This window comes from Ancylobacter moscoviensis (assembly GCF_007559435.1).
Taxonomy (GTDB): domain Bacteria; phylum Pseudomonadota; class Alphaproteobacteria; order Rhizobiales; family Xanthobacteraceae; genus Ancylobacter; species Ancylobacter moscoviensis.
In genome coordinates this window covers 488517-505546 of record NZ_VMBP01000002.1, presented here as the reverse complement: position 1 = coordinate 505546, position 17030 = coordinate 488517, and the positions used below count along the sequence as shown (strand labels likewise).

Annotated in this window: 16 protein-coding genes and 1 tRNA gene; 10 read left to right on the top strand and 7 right to left on the bottom strand. The window is 67.7% G+C overall.

All coding sequences use genetic code 11. The features are described 5' to 3' along the window. Nucleotides 1-7 precede the first annotated feature (7 nt). A complete protein-coding gene (locus FO470_RS08495) occupies nucleotides 8-1519 on the top strand; it encodes a tripartite tricarboxylate transporter permease (RefSeq protein ID WP_144342509.1) in 1512 nt (503 codons plus the stop codon). A 104-nt stretch (nucleotides 1520-1623) separates the two neighbouring features. Here the strand turns inward: FO470_RS08495 and FO470_RS08490 are convergent, their stop codons facing one another. The 3 genes from FO470_RS08490 to FO470_RS08480 all read right to left on the bottom strand — a co-directional run bounded on the left by FO470_RS08490 (nucleotide 1624) and on the right by FO470_RS08480 (nucleotide 3590). Then, complete coding sequence (locus tag FO470_RS08490; protein ID WP_244616590.1) at nucleotides 1624-2172, bottom strand: DUF2059 domain-containing protein; 549 nt, start codon at nucleotides 2170-2172, stop codon at nucleotides 1624-1626. A gap of 24 nt (nucleotides 2173-2196) precedes the next feature. Beyond that, nucleotides 2197-2898, bottom strand: a complete 702-nt coding sequence (rpiA, locus tag FO470_RS08485; protein ID WP_144342507.1) for a ribose-5-phosphate isomerase RpiA — start codon at nucleotides 2896-2898, stop codon at nucleotides 2197-2199. Between the two features lie 149 nt (nucleotides 2899-3047). After that, nucleotides 3048-3590: a hypothetical protein gene (locus FO470_RS08480; protein WP_144342506.1), complete on the bottom strand. Its 543-nt coding sequence runs from the start codon at nucleotides 3588-3590 to the stop codon at nucleotides 3048-3050. Nucleotides 3591-3776: 186 nt separating this feature from the next. Here FO470_RS08480 and FO470_RS08475 point away from each other — a divergent pair, with 186 nt between their 5' ends. From FO470_RS08475 to FO470_RS08455, 5 genes are all read left to right on the top strand, one after another. Then, on the top strand, nucleotides 3777-4466 hold the full coding sequence (locus FO470_RS08475) for an HAD-IA family hydrolase (RefSeq protein WP_144342505.1): 690 nt from the start codon (nucleotides 3777-3779) through the stop codon (nucleotides 4464-4466). Between the two features lie 87 nt (nucleotides 4467-4553). Further along, a tRNA-Val gene (locus FO470_RS08470) sits at nucleotides 4554-4628 on the top strand. Between the two features lie 133 nt (nucleotides 4629-4761). Beyond that, on the top strand, nucleotides 4762-5481 hold the full coding sequence (locus tag FO470_RS08465; protein WP_144342504.1) for an SOS response-associated peptidase: 720 nt from the start codon (nucleotides 4762-4764) through the stop codon (nucleotides 5479-5481). A gap of 54 nt (nucleotides 5482-5535) precedes the next feature. Then, nucleotides 5536-7476, top strand: coding sequence for an acyltransferase family protein (locus FO470_RS08460; RefSeq protein WP_246659521.1), 1941 nt, complete (start codon nucleotides 5536-5538; stop codon nucleotides 7474-7476). A gap of 217 nt (nucleotides 7477-7693) precedes the next feature. Beyond that, on the top strand, nucleotides 7694-8296 hold the full coding sequence (locus FO470_RS08455; RefSeq protein ID WP_418655046.1) for a L,D-transpeptidase: 603 nt from the start codon (nucleotides 7694-7696) through the stop codon (nucleotides 8294-8296). A gap of 54 nt (nucleotides 8297-8350) precedes the next feature. On the opposite strand, the gene FO470_RS08450 is transcribed toward FO470_RS08455, so the two are convergent. Next, nucleotides 8351-8755 (bottom strand): gamma-butyrobetaine hydroxylase family protein, encoded by a 405-nt coding sequence (locus FO470_RS08450; RefSeq protein WP_144342502.1) that lies wholly within the window; start codon nucleotides 8753-8755, stop codon nucleotides 8351-8353. A 228-nt stretch (nucleotides 8756-8983) separates the two neighbouring features. On the opposite strand from FO470_RS08450, the gene moaA reads away from it, so the two are divergent. From moaA to FO470_RS08435, 3 genes are all read left to right on the top strand, one after another. Beyond that, entirely contained in the window at nucleotides 8984-10027 is a 1044-nt protein-coding gene (gene moaA / locus FO470_RS08445; RefSeq protein ID WP_418655050.1) for a GTP 3',8-cyclase MoaA, read from the top strand. 148 nt (nucleotides 10028-10175) lie between these two features. Then, entirely contained in the window at nucleotides 10176-11363 is a 1188-nt protein-coding gene (locus FO470_RS08440) for an MFS transporter (protein ID WP_144342500.1), read from the top strand. 114 nt (nucleotides 11364-11477) lie between these two features. Continuing rightward, a complete protein-coding gene (locus FO470_RS08435; RefSeq protein ID WP_144342499.1) occupies nucleotides 11478-12389 on the top strand; it encodes a DMT family transporter in 912 nt (303 codons plus the stop codon). A gap of 22 nt (nucleotides 12390-12411) precedes the next feature. Here the strand turns inward: FO470_RS08435 and FO470_RS08430 are convergent, their stop codons facing one another. From FO470_RS08430 to FO470_RS08420, 3 genes are all read right to left on the bottom strand, one after another. Beyond that, the gene (locus tag FO470_RS08430; RefSeq protein WP_144342498.1) at nucleotides 12412-13524 is read right to left on the bottom strand and encodes a TRAP transporter substrate-binding protein; all 1113 of its coding nucleotides are present in this window, start codon (nucleotides 13522-13524) and stop codon (nucleotides 12412-12414) included. Between the two features lie 37 nt (nucleotides 13525-13561). After that, nucleotides 13562-14704: a TRAP transporter substrate-binding protein gene (locus tag FO470_RS08425; RefSeq protein WP_210244914.1), complete on the bottom strand. Its 1143-nt coding sequence runs from the start codon at nucleotides 14702-14704 to the stop codon at nucleotides 13562-13564. 122 nt (nucleotides 14705-14826) lie between these two features. After that, a complete protein-coding gene (locus FO470_RS08420; RefSeq protein ID WP_144342497.1) occupies nucleotides 14827-15918 on the bottom strand; it encodes a TRAP transporter substrate-binding protein in 1092 nt (363 codons plus the stop codon). A 284-nt stretch (nucleotides 15919-16202) separates the two neighbouring features. Here FO470_RS08420 and FO470_RS08415 point away from each other — a divergent pair, with 284 nt between their 5' ends. Continuing rightward, nucleotides 16203-17030: an isocitrate lyase/PEP mutase family protein gene (locus FO470_RS08415; RefSeq protein WP_144342496.1), complete on the top strand. Its 828-nt coding sequence runs from the start codon at nucleotides 16203-16205 to the stop codon at nucleotides 17028-17030.

The following is a 17030-nucleotide window of genomic DNA, read 5'->3' as shown; positions in this document are numbered from 1 at the left end:
GCGCCCGATGGATACCTTTGCCGCCCTCGCTCAGGGCCTCATGATCGCCCTGCAGCCGATGAATCTGGTCTTCGCCTTCGTCGGCGTCATGCTCGGCACCGCCGTCGGCGTGCTGCCGGGCATCGGACCGGCCCTCACCGTCGCGCTGCTGCTGCCGGTCACCTTCAAGCTGGACCCGGCCGGCTCGCTCATCATGTTCGCCGGCATCTACTATGGCGGCATGTATGGCGGCTCCACCGCCTCCATCCTGCTCAACACGCCGGGTGAAAGCTCGTCCATCGTCACGGCGCTGGAGGGCAACAAGATGGCCCGCGCCGGGCGCGGCGGGCCGGCGCTCGCCACCGCCGCCATCGGCTCCTTCGTCGCCGGCACCATCGCCACCATCGGCCTCGCGCTGGTCGCGCCCACGGTTGTCGACATCGCTATCTCCTTCGGCCCGGAGGATTATTTCGCGCTGATGGTGCTGGCCTTCACCACCGTCTCCGCCGCCTTCGGCTCCTCGGTCACGCGTGGGCTCACCAGCCTGTTCATCGGCCTGGCGCTGGGCCTGATCGGCATCGACCTGCAGAGCGGACAGGCGCGCCTGTCGTTCAGCGTGCCCGACCTCCTGGACGGCGTGGAGGTGACGACGCTCGCCGTCGCCCTGTTCGCCATCGGCGAGACGCTGTCGGTCGTCGCCGCCGGCAACCGCGCCGAGGAGACCATCGAGCCGGTAAAGGGCTCGGTGTTCATGAACAAGGAGGACTGGCGGCGCTCCTGGAAGCCCTGGCTGCGCGGCACGGGCCTAGGCTTCCCCATCGGCGCCATGCCGGCGGGCGGCGCGGAAATCCCGACCTTCCTCTCCTACGCGCTGGAAAAGCGGCTCTGCAAGAAGCCCGACGAGTTCGGCAACGGCGCCATCGAAGGCGTCGCCGGCCCCGAGGCGGCGAACAACGCGGCCGCGGCCGGCGTGCTGGTGCCGCTGCTCACGCTCGGCCTGCCGACCTCGGCCACGGCCGCGATCATGCTCGCGGGCTTCCAGCAATACGGGCTCAATCCCGGCCCGCTGCTGTTCACCACCAATCCGGAGCTCGTCTGGGGCCTGATCGCCAGCCTGTTCATCGCCAACGCGATGCTGCTGATCCTCAACCTGCCGCTGGTCGGCATGTGGGTGAAGCTGCTGGCGATCCCGCGCCCCTGGCTCTATGGCGGCATCCTCGTGTTCGCCACGCTCGGCACGCTCGGCGCCAATCCCTCGCTGGTCGAACTCGGCATGCTGCTGGTCTTCGGCCTGCTCGGCTACGTGCTGCGCCGCTACGACTACCCGATTGCTCCGGTAGTGGTCGGCCTCATCCTCGGCCCCCTCGCCGAGCAGCAGCTGCGCCGGGCGCTCGCCATCAGCGTCGGTGACCCGGTGGTGCTGTTCCAGAGCCCGATCGCGCTGACGCTCTACGCGCTCTCGGCGCTCGCCCTGTTCGGGCCGCTGATCTACTTCCTGCTCACCGGACGCCGCGCCCCGGTCGGCGGCGACGAGGACTGAGCGCCCGCGCGGCGCTCCGTCCCATACTCCCAAAAGCAAAATGCCCGGCGTGAGCCGGGCATTTTCATTTCCGATTGGAAGCGTCTCGGAGAGAAGGTGACACCTCAGATGGTGAAGCCGCGCTTCTTCATCTCCTCGCGGACCCGCCCTTCCATCTCGCGGGAGAAGGTGGCGCTCCACGCCTGAATGCCGCTGAGGCCGGCGTCGAGCAGCTTCTGGCGGTTCTCCACCAGCTTCCGGCCCACGGCCGAGCGGTAGAAGGTCAGCAGTTCCTCAAGCTCGGAGTCGGTGAAGGCCGTGGCATAGGTGCGGGCCAGGATCTGCACGATCTCGCTGCGGCGGCTCTCGTACTGGGGCACGAGCTGCTTGGCGACTTCGCGCAGGTCGCGGATGAGATCCGGATTGGCCTGCACGAAGCTGCCCGCCGCCTGTTCGATAATGCCGGGGATCATGGCGTCGAAGCTGGTCGCCTCGCCATTGGCCACGAGCAGTTCGTTGGCAAGCTTCATCCGCTCCGGGCTCGGTGCGGCAGCGCCGGCCTTCGCATCACCCATGTTGAACGGCTGGTTCTGGGCCAATGCGGGAGCTGCGCCCGCGAGGGCGGCCAGCGCCAGCGCCACACCGGTCAGCCGTCCTGCAATATCAAGCCGCATGAATGTCTCCCTGACAAACATTGATCACGCGCGGTCTATGACCGTCACGCCGCCGGCGCCCGCGAGAATGACGCGGCTCGCCAGATTGATGAAGAGGCCGTGCTCCACAACGCCCGGCACGCTCGACAATTGCGCGGCCAGAGCCTGGGGATCGGCGATGCTGTGATAGGCGGCATCGAGGATCAGGTGTCCCTGATCCGTGACGAAAACATGACCATCGGCACGCCGACGCAGGGTCAGCAGCCCCTCGCAGCCGGCCGCGCGGGCGGCGCGATCAATGCCCCGGCGGATGGCGGCAACGCCGAAATCCACCACCTCGATGGGCAGCGGAAAGGCGCCGAGCCGTTCCACCTTCTTGGAGGCGTCGGCGATCACGATCATCTGGCGGGAGGCGGAGGCGACGATCTTCTCGCGCAGCAGCGCACCGCCGCCGCCCTTGATGAGGGAGAGGTCCGGCCCCACCTCGTCGGCCCCGTCGATGCACAGGTCGAGCACGGGATGCTCGTCGAGCGTGCCGAGCGGCACGCCGAGGCTCTCCGCCTGCACCCGCGTCGCCTCGGAGGTCGGCACGCCGACCACCTCCAGCCCTTCCTCGACTCGCTTGGCCAGAAGGTCGACGAAATGCTTGGCGGTCGAGCCGGTGCCAAGCCCGAGCTTCATGCCCGAGCGGACATATTCCAGGGCGCGGGCCGCGGCTTCACGTTTGAGGGCGTCAGCGTCGGACATGGTGCTCGCAAGGGCTCAGGCTGGAGGATTTCCAGTCTCCAAGCGCTGCCTAGCGCCGTTACGGCGCCGGGACAAGCCCACGGCAGCACCCGGAGACACAACTTCCCGTCGCAACCCACCGCGACGGACGACTCGCCGCGGCGATCCGCCTAGTGCGACGCCTCGGTGCAGACCACCGCCGGCTCGACACCGCCGCCGTCCTTGGGCATGTCGCGCACATAGCAGATGCTCATCTGCCCGGTCTGCACGTTCACCCGGAAGATGCCGGTTTCGCCGGAATAGCGGGTGGTCACCATGTCGTAGGTGCCGGACGCGCCCGGGCCGGCGCTCGTATCGCGACGGAAGCAGCGGGTGACGCCGACAAGGCTGCCTTCCGGCCGCTCGAACTGGCAGGCGCTCACTTCGCCGGTACGCACGTTCACCGAATAGACGCGGTTCGCCTGAGCCGAGGGCGGAGAGCCGAAGACGAAGGGGCCGGACGACGAGGGAGCACCGACAGCAGCGTTGCCGGCCGGCGCGGCGGGGGCCGGCGCGGCCGCCGCGGGCGCAGGCGTGGTACCGGCGGGAGCGGCCCCCGAAGGCGCGGCAGGCGTCGCGGAAGGCGCCGTCTCCTGTGCTCCGGCCGGAGCGGCCATCGCCACGAGTCCCAGCACCGCCACGGCACCGGCGGCCGTTCCAAACCAGCTTCGCATGTTCAGCCTCATCCAAACGAATTCCCGAAACATTGCCCTGTTACCACCCCCCGATGCCTTCCGCATGCGCCCGATGGACGCGCCACGCTGGACACGAAAAGCGGCGGGATTGTAGGCCTAGCAATCCTGACCCGTCTCGCGGCGGCGGGCAGCCACCGTTTCCCGTCACCATCCACGGAAATCGTCATGTCTGCGCTTTCATCCCAGCCCGCCGTGATCGCCTTCGACCTCGACGGCACCCTCGTCGACACGGCCCCCGACCTGCTCGACACGCTCGACATCGTGCTCGACGAAGCCGGCGCGCCGCGCCTGCCGCGCGAGGAAACCCGCAAGATGATCGGCGCCGGCGCCAAGGCGCTGGTCAATCGCGGGCTCACCGCCGCCGGAATCAACGTCGATCCGCCGGCCTTCGACCGGCTCTACGAGCGCTTCCTCCAGCACTATGCCGACCATATCGCTGATTCCTCGCGCCCCTTCCCGGGCCTCGTCGAGGCGCTCGACGTGCTGGCGGAGCGCGGCCACGTGCTCGCGGTGTGCACGAACAAGCTGGAATATCTCTCGCGCTTGCTCCTCGACCAGCTCGGCCTCACCGACCGCTTCGCCGTCATCGCCGGCTCGGACACCTTCCCGGTCTCCAAGCCCGATGCCGGCCATCTCATAGGCACCATCGAGCGGGCCGGCGGCTCCGCCCACCGCGCCATCATGGTCGGCGACAGCATGACCGACGTGCTGACCGGCAAGAACGCCCGCGTTCCCGTCATCGTCGTGCCCTTCGGCTACACCGATACTCCGGCGGAGGAACTGGGCGGCGACGTGCTGATCGACCACTACGATCTGCTGCCGGGAACGGTGGAACGGCTTCTCGGCCGTGGGTGACGGCGCGAGCGCGCTTGACACCTGCGACCCCGGCACACTAAATCCCGCCGCGATGGACGACGGCGCCGCGTCAACGCGGCGTCCGACGGGCGATTAGCTCAGCGGGAGAGCACTCCCTTCACACGGGAGGGGTCGCAGGTTCAATCCCTGCATCGCCCACCATCATCGCTCCCCACGATACCGGACGACTTCGCCGGCGCGTGCCCTTTTGCAGCGTGCGATTGTGTGGACGGCTGTCCGCATCCGTGCCGGCGTGCCTTCACGCGCCCGGCCGGGCGCCCCATGCTCGGCACGCATGTGCAATCTCTACAGCCACACTTCGAACGTCCAGGGAATCGCCGACCTGGTCGGCACGCTGAACAATCTCGCCGGCAACCTGCCGGCGCAGACCGGCATCTTCCCGGACCAGCCGGCCCCCATCGTCCGCACGGCGCCGGACGGGACGCGCGAACTGGCGCTGGCCCGCTGGGGCATGCCCTCGCCGCCGCATCTGGCCGGCCCGCCGGTAACGAACATCCGCAACCTCGCCTCCCCGCATTGGCGGACGTGGAGCGGACCGGCGCATCGCTGTCTCGTGCCCTTCACCAGCTTCAGCGAATACGCGCCGGAGCCGAATCCACACACCGGACGCAAGGACGTGGTCTGGTTCGCCCTGTCGGACGAACGCCCGCTCGCCTTCTTCGCCGGCCTTTGGACACGCTGGACCGGCCGGCGCGGCACGAAGGCCGATCCGGTGGACGGTGAGCACGAGCTGTTCGGCTTTCTGACCTGCGAGCCCAACGCCGTCGTCGCGCCGATCCATCCCAAGGCGATGCCGGTCATCCTGACCACAAGGGAGGAGCGGGAGGTCTGGCTGCACGCGCCGTGGAGCGAGGCCGGCGCCCTCCAGCGCCCCTTGCCGGAGGCGCTTCTGACGGTCATTTCGCGGGGCGGCGCGAAGGAGGACCCGCCGCCGCTTCCTATGGCCGGCGAGCAACACCCCGGCGCAAACTGGACGCAGGGAAGCCTGTTCTAGCCATCCGGCATGCCGTGCGCGGCCTCCATCGGCGATAATGACCGACCTTTTCGCGTGAAAGAGCCAGCCGCCGCCGTGCATCACCATCTGCGTTACCGCGCCCATATCGACGGACTGCGCGCCGTCGCCGTCCTCGGCGTCGTGCTGTTCCATTTCGGGGCGAACTGGCTGCCGGGCGGGTTCGTCGGCGTCGACGTGTTCTTCGTCATCTCCGGCTTCCTGATCTCCAAGTCGATCTACGCCGACACCGCCGACGGCAGCTTCTCGATCTTCGGCTTCTACGAGCGGCGCATGCGACGCATCGTGCCGGCCTTCGTCGCGGTCTCGGCGGTGACCAGCGTCATCGCGCTGTTCGTCCTGCTACCGAACCAGCTCCTGTCCTATGCGCGCTCGCTGATCTGGTCGGTGCTCGCCTTCGGCAATGTCTACTTCTACCGGCGAGCGGACTATTTCGGCTCATCGGCGGAGGAGATGCCGCTGCTGCACTACTGGTCGCTGGGCGTGGAGGAACAGTTCTATTTCCTCTTCCCCGCGCTCATCCTCGTCTGCCGGCGCTTCTGGCCGAAGGCGCTGCCCTGGGCCGTGCTGGCGATCCTCGTCGCCTCGCTCGTCGCCTGCGAGATGGTGCGCCAGACCAACCCGGCGGCGGCGTTCTACCTGTTGCCCTTCCGCGCCTTCGAACTGCTGATCGGCGCGGCACTCGCCCTGCCCGGCATGCGCTTTTCCGGCAACCGGCACATTGGCGGGGCGGCTATCCTCGCCGGCGCGGGGCTCATCCTCTACGGCATGCTGACGATCACCTCGGCCTCGCCCTTCCCCGGGCGGCTGGCGTTGATTCCCTGCCTCGGCGCGACGCTCGTGCTGTGGGGCGGCGAACGCACCGAGAGCCTGCCGGCGCGGCTGCTCGGCGTGGCACCGATGCGCTTCTTCGGCGCCATCTCCTACTCGCTCTATCTGGTCCATTGGCCCATCGTGGTCTTCGCCCGCCAGCTCTGGCCGGACATGGATACGCGCCTGTTCCTGATCGGCGGCGTCGCGCTCTCCACGCTGCTCGGCTGGCTGTCCTGGCGCTTCGTCGAGCAGCCGGTGCGGCTGAACCGGGTCGCCTTTCCGCGTCGCATCGTCTTCGGCGCCACGGCGGCCGGGATCGCGGTGCTGCTGGGGTTCGGCACGCTCACCACCAGCACGAGGGGCTTCCCCGGCCGCATGGATCCCGAGATCCAGCGCGTGCTGGCCTACACCAACTACGCCTTCAAGCCGGTGGTGCGGGACGGCCTGTGCTTCGTCCGGCAGGGGCAGAGCCCGGCCGACATCAAGCCGGAATGCCTGCCCACCGGTTCACCGCGCATCGTGCTCTGGGGCAGCAGCCATGTCGCCCAGTTCAGCGGCGCCCTGCTGCCGATGGCCAAGGAGCACGGCTACGCGCTGGGGCAGATCACTGGCGCGGCCTGCCTGCCGCTGCTCGACTTCACCAACCCGCACTCGCCGGTCTGCGACAGCCTGAACAAGTTCGCCTTCGAATGGCTGCTGACCCACAAGCCCGAGATCGTGGTCCTGGGCGGCGATGCCTTCGTCTCGCCCGAGCATCTGGCCGACCTCGACCGCGCCATCGCCCGCCTCAACGCGGCCGGCATCAAGGTGGTCGTGCTCGGCCCGGTGCCGAAGTACAAGCGGCCGGTGCCGGAAATCCTCGCGCTGCGCCTGCACCGGCAGAACGCCGATACTGGGACCGCCGACGACATGGACGAGGTGACCTACCGCTCGGACCGCCTGCTGACCGAGCACTTCGCCAACAATCCCTCGGTGCTCTACGTCTCGATCCTGCAGAACATGTGCCCCGAGATGAACTGCCAGCTCTCCATCGACGGCGAGCCGCTGGAATTCGACGCCACACACTTCACCAGCAAGGGCGTGGCGTATTACGGCACGCGGCTCGGCAACCTCATCTTCGGCTCGCAGCACGCCACTACAGCGGCCGAGACCGCCGCGCCCTGAGAGCGTCCCGCGCCTTCCCAGCGGCTGCCCGCACATGGCTGTTGCCGTCATGCCATAGAGACGCCACAATCGGCGAACTCACGGCATCGTCAGGCTGCCATTCGTCAAATACGGCGCATATTTAGGCGCCTGCGGGTGTCGGTGGTGGTGCTGGCGGGTCTCGCGGCGGCCCGTCGGGAAACGCCGGGGGCGTATCATCGATCGTATGGGGCTTGCGATGCGACTGAAGACGATGGCGGCCATGGTGCTCGCCGGAGTGACCCTGGCGGCGACGGCGCCGGCCATGGCACAGAGCGCGACGAATGCCGCGCCTTCCTTTTTCAACCTCTTTGCGCGCCCGTCGAATCTCGGCAACGGACCGGTCAAGGGCGGCAACTCGGCGCTCCGCCGGCAGGTCGTGTCCTATAACGGCAAATACGCGCCGGGCACCATTATCGTGAACACGGGTGAGCGCCGCCTCTATCTGGTCCAGGGCGGCGGCACCGCGCTGAAATACGGCATCGGCGTCGGCCGCGACGGCTTCCGCTGGTCGGGCGTGAAGACCGTGACCCGCAAGGCCGAGTGGCCGGGCTGGACCCCGCCGCCGCAGATGCTGAAGCGCCGCCCCGACCTGCCGCGCTACATGCCCGGCGGCATCGACAACCCGCTCGGCGCCCGCGCGCTCTATCTCGGCTCGTCGCTCTACCGCATCCACGGCTCCAACGAGCCGGAGACCATCGGTCAGGCGGTCTCCTCCGGCTGCTTCCGCATGACCAATGACGACGTTGCCGATCTCTATGATCGCGTGCGCGTCGGCACCAAGGTCGTCGTGCTGAACTGAGCGCGCCCGATATCGCCCCGGAGCGGCCTGTGCGCCGCCCGGGGTCTTCTCGCGTCAGTGCCGGCGCACGGTGCCGGCCGCGTCGCGCGAGAGATTCTTGGACGCCAGCTCCTGCAGATAGCGCGTCCACAGCTCGTCCTGCTCGCGGCCGAGCCGGTGCAGGATCTCCCACGTGTAGATACCCGTCGAATGCTGGTCGTCGAATATCAGGCGCACGGCATAATTGCCGACGGGAATGGCCTCATCGATCCGCACCTCTCGCTTGCCGGCGACGAGCTGACGGTCGGCCGGCGAATGGCCCTGCACCTCGGCGGAGGGACTCTCGACCCGCAGATACTCCGCCGGCAGGATGAAGCTGGTGCCGTCGTCGAAAGCGATGGTGAGGGCGCGCCGGTCCTTGTGGATCCGGATCTCGGTCGGCCAGGCATTGCTCGGGCTGTGGGTCGAGGCGTCGGTCACGGTCTTCCCCTTCTCTCGTCGGCACTCCACATAGAGATGCGGCGGACGTTCGCCAAGCCGTTCGCCGGAGGTCTGATCCGCCGGCGCGCATTTGTCGGAACGCACGTCACGAATGGTTTAGGCAATCGCCCGATAGGCGTCTGCGCCTTGGCATGGGGATGCCCAATCATTAGAAATATCCTGAATAGGTAGCGCCGGATCCATCGGCGTCTCGGGAGCGCGGACGTGATCAGCGACGAAACCGTCATCGACCGGATACAGCGGGAAACCCCGCGGGCGCCGCTCGTCGACACGTTCGGCCGCGCGGTCACCTATCTGCGCGTCTCCGTCACCGACCGCTGTGATTTCCGCTGCGTCTACTGCATGGCGGAGCACATGACCTTCCTGCCGAAGCCGGAGCTGCTGACGCTGGAAGAGCTCGACCGGCTGTGCTCGGCCTTCGTCGCCCGCGGCGTGAAGAAGCTGCGCCTCACCGGCGGCGAGCCGCTGGTGCGCCGCGACGTGATGACCCTGTTCCGCTCCCTCGGCCGGCATCTCGATTCCGGTGCTCTGGAGGAACTGACGCTGACCACCAACGGCTCGCAGCTCGCCCGCTTCGCGCGCGAGCTGGCCGATTGTGGTGTGAAGCGCATCAACGTCTCGCTCGACACGCTCGACCCGCAGCGCTTCCGGGCGCTGACCCGCTGGGGCGATCTTGGCAAGGTGCTCGCCGGCATCGACGCCGCCCAGGCGGCCGGGCTGCACGTCAAGCTCAACGCCGTCGCCCTGCGCGGCGAGAATGAGGACGAGATTCCCTCGCTCATCGAATGGGCGCACGGGCGCGGCATGGATGTCTCGCTCATCGAGGTCATGCCGCTGGGCGAGACCGGCTCGGAGCGGGTCGACCAGTACCTGCCGCTCTCGACCGTCCGCTCCCGGCTCGAACAGCATTGGACGCTCGAGGACATCCCGTTCCGCACCGGCGGCCCCGCCCGCTACGTCTCGATCCGCGAGACCGGCGGCCGGCTCGGCTTCATCACCCCGCTGACGCATAATTTCTGCGAAGGCTGCAATCGCGTGCGCGTCACCTGCACCGGTACGCTCTACATGTGCCTGGGCCAGGAGGATGCGGCGGACCTGCGCGCGCCCCTGCGCGCCTCCGAGAGCGACGAGAAGCTGCATGCCGCGCTCGACGACGCCATTTTCCGCAAGCCGAAGGGGCATGACTTCGTCATCGACCGTCCGGGCCGCGCGCCCGCCCTCCGCCGCCATATGAGCGTCACCGGCGGCTGATCGATCCCCCTTTCGGGACGCATGGCTGGCCAGCGCCTGCTCGTGTTGCTGCAACGCAACATAACGTGCATATGCTGTAGTGATTCCAGCTGCTAATCAGCAGTGTCCCGAGTCGCTCCAGAGCCTCTTCGAAAACACGAGTCCACCGATGCAGCTTCCGCTGTTGGCCCTTGCCATGGCCTCCTTCGGCATTGGCACCACCGAGTTCGTGATCATGGGCCTCCTGCCGGAGGTCGCCGCCGATCTCTCCGTCACGATTCCCGCCGCCGGCCTGCTGGTCACCGGCTACGCGCTCGGGGTGGTCATCGGTGCGCCCATCGTCGCCATCATCACCAACTCCCTGCCCCGCAAGGCGACGCTGATCGGCCTGTCGAGCATGTTCGTGGTCGGCAATTTCCTCTGCGCCGTCGCCCCGGACTACTGGTTCTTGATGGGCGCGCGCGTCGTCACCGCCTTCTGCCATGGCGCCTTCTTCGGCATCGGCGCCGTGGTGGCGGCCAATCTCGTGCCGCCGAACCAGCGCGCCAGCGCCATCGCGCTAATGTTCGCCGGGCTGACCCTCGCCAATGTGCTGGGCGTGCCGCTCGGAACCGCGCTCGGCCAGGCGCTGGGCTGGCGCTCGACCTTCTGGGCGGTGGTGCTGATCGGCATCCTCGCGGTGAGCGCCATCGCGATCTGGGTGCCGCGTGACATCCCGCATGCGGCCGGCAACATCATCCGCGAATTCGCGGTGCTGAAGCGCCCGCAGGTGCTGCTCACCATGATGATGAGCGTGCTCGCCTCGGCGAGCCTGTTCTCGGTCTTCACCTACATCGCGCCGCTGCTGCGCGACGTGACCGGCTTCACGCCGCACACCGTCACCTATGTGCTGCTGCTGTTCGGCGTCGGCATCACCATCGGCAACCTGCTAGGCGGCCGGCTGGCCGACTGGCGGCTGATGCCCTCGCTCATGGCGAGCTTCGTCGGCCTCACCGTCGTGCTGGTGGCCTTCGTCTTCCTCAGCCCGTTCGCGGCGGCGGCCGTCGCCACCGTCTTCATCTGGGGCATCCTGGTCTTCGCCGTCGTGCCGCCGATCCAGATGCGCGTGGTGGATGCCGCCGTGGGCGCGCCCAACCTCGCTTCGACGCTCAACCAGGGCGCCTTCAACCTCGGCAACGCGGCGGGCGCCTGGATCGGAGGCGCGGCGATCACCGTCGGTATCGGCTATGCCGAGCTGCCCTGGGTCGGCGCGGCGCTGGCCGTGGGCGCGCTGGGCCTCTGCGTCGTCTCGCAGTCGCTCGAGCGGCGGGCCGGCGGCCTCGTCGAGGCGACGGGCGGCGCCTGCGAGGAATGCTAGGTCTCCGTCTTCCCGCCTGCTGCATACCGGATTAGGCGTCCTGCGGCCGCAACGGTCGTTATTCCGTCTTTATTCAGTGGCTTAAGAGCGCTCTCTCCTGCGGACGCCCCTTCCATGCATGCCCCCAACGCCAATCGTCGCGGCATCCTGCTGATGATCGCCGGCTCGTCGATCTTCGCGACCAACGACGCCTTCTCCAAGCTTGCGCTCCAGCACATCCCGCCCTCCGAGATCCTCGCCGTGCGCGGCATCATGGCGGCGCTGCTGCTGCTCGCCCTGCTCGGCTGGAAGGGCCATCTCGCGGCAATACGCCATGCCATCGACGGCCGGGTCCTGATGCGCGCCGGCGCCGAGGCCTGCGTGGCGATGCTGTTCATCACCGCGATCACCGTCATGTCGATCGCCGATGCCACCGCCATCCTGCAAGTGGCCCCGCTCGCCACCATGGCGGCCGCCGTGCTCTTCTTCCGTGCCCATATCAGCTGGCGTTACTGGACGGCGGTGATCGTCGGCTTCGTCGGCGTGGGCATGATCGTGAAGCCAGGCACCTCGGCCTTCGACTCGATGGCACTGCTGCCCCTCGCGGTCGCTTTCCTCATCGCCTTCCGCGATTTCATCACCGGCCGCATCGGCGCGCATGTGCCGACCCTCGTCGTCACCTTCGCCACGGCGATGGTCGGCATGGGATTCGGCTTCGCGGGCAGCACCGTGGAACAGTGGAACCCGCTGGACCTCACCACCCTCGCCTATCTGTTCGGCGGCAGCCTGTCGCTGATCGGTGGCCACCTGCTGACCATCGCGGCGTTCCGTGGCACCGATCCATCGACCATCGCGCCGTTCCGCTACGCCGCCGTGGTGTGCTCGGTCGGGCTGAGCGCCGTGGTGTTCCACAACATGCCGGACCTCGTCTCGATCGCCGGCATGGCGCTGATCATGGCCGCCGGGCTCTACACCATGCACCACCACATGAGCGCGCCGAAGCCGGCGCCGCTGGCGTCCCGGGACGAGCCGCGCAAGGCCGCCTAGCGGCCTCGCCACGCCCCCGGACTCAGCCGCGCGTGCGGGCGCGGATCATGTAGCCGTCATAGGGATACTCGCCGACTTGCCACCACAGGTACTCCTCGTTGCGGAAGGCGAGCATCGAATCGTAGATCGTCTTGAAGTCCGCGTTCTTGGCGGAGATCTCGGCCATCAGCGCGGAGTTCTCGGCATAGGCGGCGTCCATCACCTCCTGCGGGAAGGCGCGGAGTTGCGCGCCGCCTGCCACCAGCCGGCGCAGCGCGCCCGGATTGCGGGCATCATACTTGGCCAGCATGTCCGCATTGGCATAGGCCGCCGCCGCCTCGAAGGCCGCCTTGTAGGGCTTGGGCAGCTCGTTCCATGCCTGAAGATTGGCGACGAAATGGATGGTCGGCCCACCTTCCCACCAGCCGGGATAGTAGTAATAGGGCGCCACCCGGTTGAAGCCGAGCTTCTCGTCGTCGACCGGGCCGACGAACTCGGCGGCGTCGATGGTGCCCTTCTCCAGCGCCGGATAGATGTCGCCGCCGGCGAGGTTCTGCGGCACCAGCCCGAGGCGCGCCAGCACCTGACCGGCGATGCCCGGCAGGCGCATCTTCAGCCCCTTGATGTCGGCGATGCCCTTGATTTCCTTGCGGAACCAGCCGCCCATCTGCGCGCCCGTATTGCCACCGGCAAAGCCGATGACGCCGCTCTTGGCGAGGAAGGCGTTCTGCAATTCCAGTCCGCCACCGTGATAAAGCCACGCGGTCTGCTGGCGGGCGTTGAGCCCGAACGGCATGGTGGTGAAGGGCGCGAAGGCCGGGTTCTTGCCGATGTAGTAGTAGAGCGCGGTCTGGGCGAGCTCGACGGTGCGGTTCTGCACCGCGTCGAAGGCCTGAAGGCCCGGCACGATCTCGCCCGGCGCGAAGACATCGATGGTGAAGCGCCCGTCGGTCGCCTCGCCCACATATTTCGCCAGCAGCAGCGAGGAGCCGTAGATGGTGTCGAGCGACTTCGGGTAGCTCGACGTCAGCCGCCAGCGTGTCTGCGGGGCGGTCTGGGCGACGGCTGGCGCGGCGATGGCGCTCGCGGCGGCGGCGAGGCCGGCGCCCTTCAGCAGCCGGCGGCGGGAGGTCGGGGCCGAGACCGGCGTCGACATAGGCATTTCCCTTTGCATTGGTTCGGTCGCCGCGTTCTCAGCCACGGGAGCGGGCACGGATCATGTAGCCGTCATAGGGGTATTCGCCGACCTGCCACCACAGGTACTCCTCGTTGCGGAAGGCGATCAGCGAATCCATGATCTTCTTGAAGCCGGCATTCTTCGCGCCGATCTCGGCCACCAGCTCGTTCGAGGCGGTCCAGGCGGCGTCGAGGAAGCTCTGCGGGAAGGGCTTGAGCTGCGCGCCCGCCGCCACCAGCCGGCGCAGCGCCGCCGGATTGTAGGCGTCGTACTTCGCCAGCATGTCCGCATTGGCATAGGCGACAGCCGCCTCGAAGATCGCCTGATAGGCTTTCGGCAGGTCGTTCCACTTGGAGCGGTTGACCACGACGTTCATGGTCGGCCCGCCGTCCCACCAGCCGGGATAGTAGTAATAGGGCGCCACCCGCACGAAGCCGAGCTTCTCGTCGTCATAGGGGCCCACCCACTCGCAGGCGTCGATGGTGCCCTTCTCCAGCGCGGCGTAGATGTCGCCCGGCGCGATCTGCTGCGGCACCACGCCGAGCTTCGCCACCACCTGCCCGGCGATGCCGCCGATGCGGAACTTCAGCCCCTTGAAGTCGGCGAGGTCCTTCACCTCCTTGCGGAACCAGCCGCCCATCTGCGTGCCGGTATTGCCGCCGAGGAAGCCTACGAGGTTGTACTTGGCGAGGAACTCGTCCTGCAGCTCGCGACCGCCGCCATGGTAGAACCAGGCGTTCTGCTGGCGGGCGTTGAGCCCGAACGGCATGGTGGTGAAGCAGGCGAAGGACGGATCCTTGCCGAGATAGTAGTAGAGCGGCGTCTGAGCGACCTCGACCGTGCCGTTCTGCACCGCGTCGAGCGCCTGCAGGCCCGGCACGATCTCGCCGGCCGCGTAGTTCTGGATCACGAAGCGGCCCTCGGTCGCCTCGCTCACATATTTCGACACCAGCTCGTTGGCACCGAAGATCGCGTCCAGCACCTTCGGCACGCTGGAGGTGAGGCGCCAGCGCACCTGCGGCGCGTTCTGCGCGATGGCCGGCGCGGCGAGCCCGACGCTCGCCACACCGGCGGCAAGCCCGGCGCCGGCGGTACGGAGAATGTCGCGACGCCCGGGCGTCGCATCGGCGGAATGGCCTGAGGCCGGAATGCGTTTCATAGCGGCACTTCCTGTCACTTCGCACTGGCCGATGCAACCTCGCCGAAGGTCATGCGGCCGTCCCGAAACGACGATGCCCGGGACCGGCCCGGGCATCGTGTTCGATCAGAAGGCGCTCCGCCTCACCCGCGCGGACGGGTACGGATCTGGAAGCTGTCGAAGGTGTATTCCGCCACCTGCCACCACAGGTTCTCCTCGTTGCGGAAGGCCTGCATGGTGTCGATGGCCTTCTTGAAATCCGGGTTCTTGGCGGAGATTTCCGCCCAGAGCTCGTTGGTCGCCTTCAGGCAGGCTTCCATGACTTCCGTGGGATAGGGGCGCAGCTGCGTGCCGTTCGCCACCAGCCGCTTGATGGCCGGCGGGTTCTGCACGTCGTAGCGCGCCTGCATGATGGTGTTGGCGTAGGTCGTGCCGGCGATCAGCGCCGCCTTGTAGGTCTTCGGCAGTTCCTCGAACTTGGCGAGGTTGGCGAAGGCGTGGATGGTCGGCCCGCCTTCCCACCAGCCGGGGTAGTAGTAGAACTTCGCCACCTTGTAGAAGCCGAGCTTCTCGTCGTCATAGGGGCCGATCCACTCGGCGCCGTCGATGGTGCCCTTCTCCAGCGCCGGATAGATGTCGCCGCCGGCGATCTGCTGCGGCACCACGCCGAGCTTGGCCATGACCTGCCCGGCGATGCCGCCGATGCGCATCTTGAGGCCGTTCATGTCGGCGACGGTCTTGATCTCCTTGGCGAACCAGCCGCCCATCTGGGCACCGGTGTTGCCGCAGGGCAGGCCGTAGACGTTGTACTTCTTGTAGAACTCGTTGAAGAGCTCGTTGCCGCCGTTCTGGTAGAGCCAGGCGTTCTGCTGGCGGGCATTGAGGCCGAACGGCACCGAGGCCGCCACCGCGAAGGTTGGATCCTTGCCGACGAAATAGTACGAGACGGTGTGGCACATCTCGACCGTGTTGTTCTGCACGGCGTCGAGCACCTGAAGGCCGGGCACGATTTCGCCCGCCGCGAAGACCTGGATCTGGAACTTCCCGTCGGTCAGCTCCGAAACCATCTTCGACATCACCTCGGCACCGCCATAGATGGTGTCGAGCGACTTCGGGAAGCTGGAGGCGAGGCGCCAGCGGATTTCCGGGGCGGACTGGGCGATGGCGGGCATCGCAACGGCACTGGAGGCCGCGACGCCGGCACCGGCGGCGGCAAGAAACTGACGACGCTTCATAGGTGGTCTCTCCTGAAGGGAATTTCCTCACGGCGCGGTTGGCGCATTTGCGCGCTCCGCACACGAATTGCTTGTTTTCCTAGACGTACGTCAGGCTTTGGAACCGCGCAACTGCCGCCCGGGTGCGTCTTTTGGCCAAGGCTGGGAGCCTTGCCGGCAATGGTCAGGCGGCAACGGACCACAGACGGCGCGGGAACCACTTTCGGTTGTGCGGCCGCCCCATATGTTCTTGATTTGTTCTCTTTCGCGGTTAACCTGCCCACATCGTTGCGGAGGCTCCCCGAATGAACGACAAGACCGCCCGTTTTCGGGCACTGCATGAAGGGCCCGGCGCATTCATTCTGCCTAATCCATGGGACGTCGGCACGGCCCGCATCCTCGCCGGCTCGGGCTTCCCGGCGCTCGCCACCACCAGCGCCGGCATGGCTTTCTCACGCGGCGTGCGCGATGGCGGCGCTACCCGGGCGGACGTGCTCGCCCATTGCGCGCTCATCGTCGGGGCGACCCCGCTGCCCGTCTCGGCCGATCTCGAAAACGGCTTCGGCGACAGCCCCGAGGCGGTTGCCGAGACCATTCGCGCCGCGGCCGCCATAGGGTTGGCGGGCGGCTCGATCGAGGATCACACCGGACGCGCCGATGCGCCGATCTACGATCCGTTCCTTGCATTGGAGCGCATTCACGCCGCCGTGGAAGCCCGCCGCGGCCTGCCGGGCGATTTCGTCCTCACGGCGCGTGCCGAGAACTTTCTGTGGGGCCGGGCCGATCTCGACGACACGATCCGGCGGCTCCAGAGCTTCGAAGCGGCCGGAGCCGATGTGCTCTACGCTCCCGGCCTGCCCGATCTCGACGCCGTGCGGACCGTCTGTTCGTCGGTGTCCCGGCCGGTGAACGTCGTCATCGGCATCGGCGGGGTGCGCTTCACCCGGGACGAACTCGCCGCCGCCGGGGTCCGGCGCATCAGCATCGGCTCCAGCCTCGCCCGCCTCGCCTATGGTAGCGTCGCTCGCGCGGCGCAGACCATGCAGCGGGAGGGACGCTTCGACTTCACCGGCGACGTCATGGGCTTCGCGGAGATCGGGGCTTTCTTTCCTCCCGCCGAGGAACGGGACTGA